The organism is Komagataeibacter kakiaceti JCM 25156 (genome assembly GCF_000613305.1).
In genome coordinates, this window is the sequence record NZ_BAIO01000118.1 from 1 (window position 1) to 6,146 (window position 6,146).

Sequence of the window (6,146 nt, forward strand, 5' to 3'; positions counted from 1 at the left end):
TGCTGCTGGACGAACCCTTTGGCGCGCTTGACCCGCTTGTGCGCAGGCAGATCAGGGGGTGGCTGCGCGACCTGCATGAACGCCTCGGGCTGACTACCATCCTTGTCACCCACGACCGGCAGGAAGCCACCGAACTGGCGGATACGATCGCGCTGATGCGGCACGGGCGCATTGTGCAGGCCGGCACGGTGCGGCAACTGGAGGAGAAACCGGCCAGTCCCTTTGTCATGGAATTCACGGGGGATGTGATCCGTATTCCCGGCCGGGTCGAACGCGGGCTGTTCATCGCCGACCTGCCGGACATTCACGCCTTTGCCACATCCGTGCCTGATGGCGGGGCGGATGTTCTTATCCGCCCGTCCGACATCCGCCTTCTGCCCGACCGTGGGGGAGCGATGGCATGGTTGCGCCAGACGCGCGGGATGCTGGGCACATATGATTTCATGACGGGCACGGGCACGCAGGGCCTGCGTTTTGAAACCGTGATACCGGAGGGGGCGGCGCCTATTGTCGTCAACTGCGCGCTCGACATATCAGCGGGGCGGATCGCGCGGGATGATGTCTGGCCGCAGCCGGTGGCGGCGTCCGTACTGCGCACATGACCGCCACGCCGCGCGCCATGGAAGATATATCGGGGACTGTCTGAAAAAGTCTGTCCCTGAGACATTCCATAATCATGAGAGGGAATCAGGCAAATGCCGCCTTTTTTCAAAAAGGCGGCACCCGGAAACTGCTGTTTCCATCACTCATTTTTTCAGACAGCTTTTTATCCGGCGCGTCCGAAGCCCTTTACTGTGGCAGCGCGCGCGCCATTTTCAGATGGTTTTCAAGCATGGGAAGGGTATGGGCGGCCCAGGTTTTCAATGCCGCGTTATCCCCACCTTCGGCGTAACGGCGGTAGAGCGACACGGCGTCTTCATGTCCGGAAATCTGGTCCGAGCGGTATTGCAGGGCAAAGTCATGGCCATGCAGCGTTTTGAGTTTGTCCAGCATGTCCTGATGGCTTGTATCCAGATCAGCGGGCTGGTCCGCCTGCAGGTTGCCGCTGCGGATGGTGTCCTTGAGCGATGCCGAGATTTTCTTGTGATCCTCGATCATCCGCGCCGCGAAGGCGGTTAGCGTGGGGTCATGGTTCTGTTGCGCGAGTTCACTGGACTGGATTTCAAACATATCGCTGATCGTGGCGATCTTGACGAAATCAGCCGTGCGGGACGCAACGCCCATAAGGGAATTGATGCCGCTCTTTTCCGGAATTGACTGCGCCATCGCGGGCACGGACAGGCAGGCCGCCAGCCCCAGTATCGCAATTATGCTTTTATTCATTTTTTATTACTCCCCATGCATCATGGTTGCATCGACAGGAAGCTGGACACCATAAAAACAGGCACGAATACATAATCCGCTACAGGGGTGCCCGGAATTATATTTTTATTTCATATGCAATTTTCATTCATGGTATCCGGCGCAATGCCTGTGTAAGGCAGCCTTCTTTTTTTCAACTGTCCTGCATTGCGGCAGGGCGGAACCCTTGCAGGTTCCGCCCACCGGAAGTCAGCCCTTGTCGTGGTCATGATCGTGGCTGTGCTGTCCCCCCTTGCGCCCCGCTTCGGCGGCGCGCTGCGGGTCCTGGGCAAAGTTGCCCGAGCTGTGCTGCCCGCCCTTGTGGCCAGCTTCGGACGCCCGTTGCGGATCCTTGGCGAAATTGCCGCCGCTGTGCTGTCCCCCCTTGTGCCCTGCTTCGGACGCTTTCTGGGGGTCGTTGGCAAAGTTGCCCGGATTGTGTTCGGCGCCACTGCCATGTCCGCCGTGGCTGCCGCTGCCGTGTGTATCGGCCGGCGCGGTTGCGGGAATGCTGGCACCTTCGTGCGGGTAGATACGATAAACCATGATCGTTCACCTTTCTGGATTGCAGCGGCTTTACGGGATCCTTGTTATTCCCCCTCACGCCCGTGGGGCTGTGGCGGGGAAGCGATCCCGGCATTGCACGCCGCGGAGAGATCAACGGAGCATCCGGGACGGGGTTGCCCGTTCTGGGAGAAAATAAAAATAAAAATTTCCAATTTCATGAAATATGTATCGAATTCATAATATAACAGAGATATATTTGTTGCATTGCGATAGATTGATTCTTGTATATTCTTCCATATGGTCTAAAAACAGACCTGTGGATTCATGGGGGAGTGGATGAAAGTGGTCATTTATTCCATTTCAGGCCATGCACGCCAATAAATTGCCCAGGGCAAATGTCGGCCTGTACATAACAGGGTTTGCGTGGGAATAGGGAGCGACAAGGATGCAGTACCTGTCACGTCTTGCTTTCGCGGCGGCCAGCATCATGCTCATGCTGCTTGCGCTCATGCTTCTGATCTTCGGGATGGTGGATCTGGTCGGGGCTTTCGCCCATTCGGTACATGCGGGCCGGAACGCGCTTCTTCAGGCCATCAGCTATGTGGTGATCGCGGTCGCGGTCTTCGACGTGGCAAAGTATTTCGTGGAAGAGGAAGTCATCCAGACCAGCGGCAAGAAAAGCCTTGGCGAGGCCCGTGCAAGCCTGACCAAATTCATTACCACCATTATCATCGCGGTCTTCATCGAGGGGCTGGTCGGGGTTTTCGAGACCAATACCGGCGAACCCTCCGATATGCTCTATCCCGCCAGCCTGCTGGTGGTCGCGACCCTGATCGTGCTGGCCCTGGGCGCGTTCCAGCGCATGAGCGTGGATGCGGAATGTGAAAAGATGAAGGTGCGCGACGACTGAATGCGCCGCGAAGGCTGCATCGTCCGCCCGGTTTCGTTCATCAATGCAGGATGGCATGCGCCCGCCCGCGGGCGCATCGCCATCCTGAACCCTGTGGTGGGAAATGTCCCCTTCCGCATGGACCATCCGGCCGGGCGGTTCATTTGTTCGGCCCGGTCGTCCGTCCCTGTGATGGGGGATCACTGGCGGGAAAACTTTCGTCCAGGGCTTCGTCGCGGCCTTCATCCGCCTGCTTTTCCTCAGGCGTGGGGGGCTTGTCCCTTTCGGGTTCGGGTTTGTGCTGCATGATCGGGGTACCTTGTGTGGAATGTCGGTTTCCCGGCAGGGGGCATTGCGGCGTATTCGCGCCGTGGCATGCTAGTCACCCCTGTCGGCGGGATTGGGGGTCTTGTCGCCGCCGCGCGAACTGCGCCCCTCACTGCCATGTTCATGGTGATGCATGGTCGTATCATTGGGGGGCGGCTGCGTGCCGGGCTGTTCGCTTACGGTGCGGGGGTTGTTCCACAGCTTGTCCGAGGGTTCCACCCGCCTGCCACTGCGCGATGTGGCGGAGGGCGGGTTTTTACCCACTTCCGACGCCGCCGAATTCGCCGTGGGGGCCGGTTCGTCCATCGGGCCGGTCTGCGCCACGGCCATTGCCGGGATACTGAACATGACGGCCGCCAGCAGCGTTGAATGGAGTGTTTTTACCATGATTGTGTCTCCCTTCCATCCAGAACCAAAGCCCCGGAAAGTCTGAAGGTTGCATATGTTTTGTCGGGGGGCGCGGGAACCATGACAATGGGGGAGGACCGTACCCGCGACCATCCGGTTACGGTTCCCGGCCTGAATGGGCAGGCCCACGGATAGCGCGGGCGCGCCTGCTTTCTTGTCCTGTTCCTTACCGGGAAAGGCCGGTGCGTGTCAGTCCTGTCCGCCCGGCGGTGTCGGGTGGCCATCGCAGGTTTCGGGGTTCTGCCGGTACCTTTGTGGCTGGTCGTCTCGACCTTTTCGTCGTTATCGAGGGTGGAGTCCGGCTCGTCCTCGCCCTTGCGGGGCTTGCCTGTTTTACTTCCCTTCCGCTCCGCCCCCGTATCGGGAGTACCGGCAAAGGCGAATGCCACGGGCAGGGGATAGGTCTCGATATGAACATATGTGCGGCAAGTCATCGTCTTTCTCCTGTTATAGAAGAGGTCACGAGAATGGGCCTGTTTTCCAGCACGCAGCAGTTAACGGAATATGGGCGAAAGAGTTTTTTGTTTTATTTGCATGAATGCCCATGCTGGCGGCCCGCATCGCGCAGGGCAGGGGGATCAGCCAGCGTGACGGTTATTTCGTGGCGAGCGCCATCATCAACCATGTCCAGGATCGTGGTGGGGGTTACGGATGCGCCGTCCACGCTGACATGGCTTATGCCACGGCTCACCTGGTTCGGATTGCGCACGGTAATGCCGTAGGTCGCGGTCCGCCAGCGCAGGGTCAGCGTGAATTCCGGCCAGTCGCGCGGTATGCAGGGGTCGATCAGCACCTGCGTGCCGTGGATGCGGATGCCCAGTATGGTCTCCACCCCCACACGCTGCATCCACCCCGCCGATCCGGTGTACCACGACCATCCCCCCCGTCCCACATGGGGCGGGCAGGAATAGACATCCGCCGCGACCACATAGGGCTCCAGCCGGTAACGGGCCACGTCATCGGGGTCGCGGGTGTGGTTGATGGGGTTGAGCATATGGAACAGGGCATGCGCCTGATCCCCTTCGCCCAGCGCGGCCATGGCCATGACCGTCCACAGGGCGGCATGGGTGTACTGGCCGCCATTTTCCCGTATGCCGGGCGGGTAGCCGCGAATATAGCCCGGATCGGGCTCCATGGTGTCGAATGGCGGGGTCAGCACAAGCACCAGCCCGTCATGCGGGCGCACCAGACGGGTCATGACGGAGCGCATGGCGTGTTCCGCCCGTTCCAGCGACGCCACGCCGGACAGCACGGCCCATGACTGGGAAATGGCGTCGATCTGGCACTCCGTTGCCGTATGGGTGCCCAGTGGCGTGCCATCATCGAAATAGGCGCGCAGGTACCAGTCTCCATCCCATGTCTCTTCCAGCGCCATGGCGAGGGCGCGCGCATGGTCCTGCCACCGCTCCGCGCGGGTGTGATCGTCGCGTGCGCGGGCCAGCGGAATGAAGGCCATGAGCGTGGTGTGCAGGAACCAGCCAAGCCACACACTCTCCCCCTGGCCTTCCGCGCCGACGTGGTTCATGCCGTCATTCCAGTCGCCCGTACCCATGAGCGGCAGGCCATGCGCCCCCGAGGCCATGCTGTGATCCAGCGCGCGGGCGCAGTGCTCGAACAGCGACCCGCTCTCGGCGGAGGTGGCGGGAACCATGAAACGGTCATGCTCGCTCATGGGCAGGGGTGGGGCCTGCAGGAACTCGATCCGTTCATCCAGCACGCCCGTATCGCCCGATGTGGTGACGTAGTACGCCACCGTATAGGCAAGCCACGCGCAGTCATCGGAAATATGGGTGCGCACCCCCGCCCCGGTCTGGGGCAGCCACCAGTGCTGCACATCCCCTTCCACGAACTGCCGCGACGCCGCGCGCAGCAGGTGCCCGCGCACAAGCTCCGGGCAGGACAGGGCCAGCGCCATGCCATCTTGCAACTGGTCGCGGAAGCCGTAGGCCCCGCTGGCCTGATAGAAACCGGCCCGCGCCTGCACGCGGCTGGCCAGCGCCTGATAAAGCAGCCAGCCATTGAGCATGATGTCCATGCTCCGGTCCGGGGTCCGGACCTGTATGGTTCCGGTCACGCGGTCCCAGTGCCGCCTGACCGTTTCGAGCACCTGATCCAGATTGGCCGTGCGGTAGCGGGTGACAAGGTTGCGGGCCTCGTCCTCGTTTTCACCCTCACCCAGCAGGAAGGTGATTTCAGCCTTGCCCCCCGGTGGCAGGGTCACGATCGTCTGCACCACCCCGCATGGATCCAGTCCGGCCCCCGTCCGTCCCTGCACGCCATTGGCATGGGTGAAGGCCAGGGGATGGTCCACCGTGCCGTTGCGGCCGATGAAGGCCGTGCGGTCACCGGAACAGGCGGTGAGATACCCGCCAATATCCGCGAACGCGACCCGGTTGCTGTATTCGGTATTCCAGCGGTTGCTGGCGAACAGCGCACCGGTTTCGGTATCCATGTCGGTGGAGACGAAGGGGGCCGCCGTGCTCCGCGCCGGTCCCAGCACCCATTCCACATAGGCCGTAACGGACAATGTGCGGGGCTGGTCGGACAGGTTGTGAAGCTGGATGCGCGTAATCTTGACCGGATCGGTTACGGCCACGTACTGGAGCAGGCTACTGGCCACGCCATGGGCTATGCGCTCCAGCCGCGAATATCCCCGGCCATGGCGCGCCACATA

The 6,146-nt window shown here is 61.3% G+C and carries 7 protein-coding genes and 1 pseudogene; 2 read left to right on the forward strand and 6 right to left on the reverse strand.

Annotated elements, in window-relative coordinates:
- Positions 1-602, forward strand: a pseudogene (locus JCM25156_RS29395) (sulfate/molybdate ABC transporter ATP-binding protein); the annotation flags it as partial.
- Positions 603-789: 187 nt separating this feature from the next.
- Here the strand turns inward: JCM25156_RS29395 and JCM25156_RS08310 are convergent.
- Both JCM25156_RS08310 and JCM25156_RS08315 read right to left on the reverse strand, forming a co-directional pair.
- The gene (locus JCM25156_RS08310) at positions 790-1,323 is read right to left on the reverse strand and encodes a DUF4142 domain-containing protein (protein ID WP_025812746.1); all 534 of its coding nucleotides are present in this window, start codon (positions 1,321-1,323) and stop codon (positions 790-792) included.
- A 228-nt stretch (positions 1,324-1,551) separates the two neighbouring features.
- Positions 1,552-1,887: a con-10 family general stress protein gene (locus JCM25156_RS08315; RefSeq protein WP_025812747.1), complete on the reverse strand. Its 336-nt coding sequence runs from the start codon at positions 1,885-1,887 to the stop codon at positions 1,552-1,554.
- Between the two features lie 406 nt (positions 1,888-2,293).
- On the opposite strand from JCM25156_RS08315, the gene JCM25156_RS08320 reads away from it, so the two are divergent.
- Positions 2,294-2,758 carry a hypothetical protein gene (locus JCM25156_RS08320; RefSeq protein ID WP_025812748.1) on the forward strand — a complete coding sequence of 155 codons (465 nt, stop codon included), beginning with the start codon at positions 2,294-2,296 and terminating at the stop codon, positions 2,756-2,758.
- A 139-nt stretch (positions 2,759-2,897) separates the two neighbouring features.
- On the opposite strand, the gene JCM25156_RS29900 is transcribed toward JCM25156_RS08320, so the two are convergent.
- From JCM25156_RS29900 to JCM25156_RS08335, 4 genes are all read right to left on the reverse strand, one after another.
- On the reverse strand, positions 2,898-3,044 hold the full coding sequence (locus JCM25156_RS29900; protein WP_183478813.1) for a hypothetical protein: 147 nt from the start codon (positions 3,042-3,044) through the stop codon (positions 2,898-2,900).
- A 71-nt stretch (positions 3,045-3,115) separates the two neighbouring features.
- Positions 3,116-3,451: a hypothetical protein gene (locus JCM25156_RS08330; RefSeq protein WP_025812749.1), complete on the reverse strand. Its 336-nt coding sequence runs from the start codon at positions 3,449-3,451 to the stop codon at positions 3,116-3,118.
- A complete protein-coding gene (locus tag JCM25156_RS28815; RefSeq protein ID WP_148299361.1) occupies positions 3,445-3,906 on the reverse strand; it encodes a hypothetical protein in 462 nt (153 codons plus the stop codon). Before JCM25156_RS28815 ends, JCM25156_RS08330 begins: the two co-directional genes overlap by 7 nt.
- 92 nt (positions 3,907-3,998) lie before the next feature.
- The coding region (locus JCM25156_RS08335; protein WP_025812750.1) for a GH36-type glycosyl hydrolase domain-containing protein at positions 3,999-6,146 on the reverse strand (2,148 nt) is incomplete at its 5' end.

What these genes read in the sequence shown, in the direction of transcription:
- JCM25156_RS28815 (WP_148299361.1), bottom strand. Translation starts at nt 3,906, where the DNA reads ATGACTTGCCGCACATATGTTCATATCGAGACCTATCCCCTGCCCGTG.
- JCM25156_RS08310 (WP_025812746.1), bottom strand. Translation starts at nt 1,323, where the DNA reads ATGAATAAAAGCATAATTGCGATACTGGGGCTGGCGGCCTGCCTGTCC.
- JCM25156_RS29900 (WP_183478813.1), bottom strand. Translation starts at nt 3,044, where the DNA reads ATGCAGCACAAACCCGAACCCGAAAGGGACAAGCCCCCCACGCCTGAG.
- JCM25156_RS08320 (WP_025812748.1), top strand. Translation starts at nt 2,294, where the DNA reads ATGCAGTACCTGTCACGTCTTGCTTTCGCGGCGGCCAGCATCATGCTC.
- JCM25156_RS08315 (WP_025812747.1), bottom strand. Translation starts at nt 1,887, where the DNA reads ATGGTTTATCGTATCTACCCGCACGAAGGTGCCAGCATTCCCGCAACC.
- JCM25156_RS08330 (WP_025812749.1), bottom strand. Translation starts at nt 3,451, where the DNA reads ATGGTAAAAACACTCCATTCAACGCTGCTGGCGGCCGTCATGTTCAGT.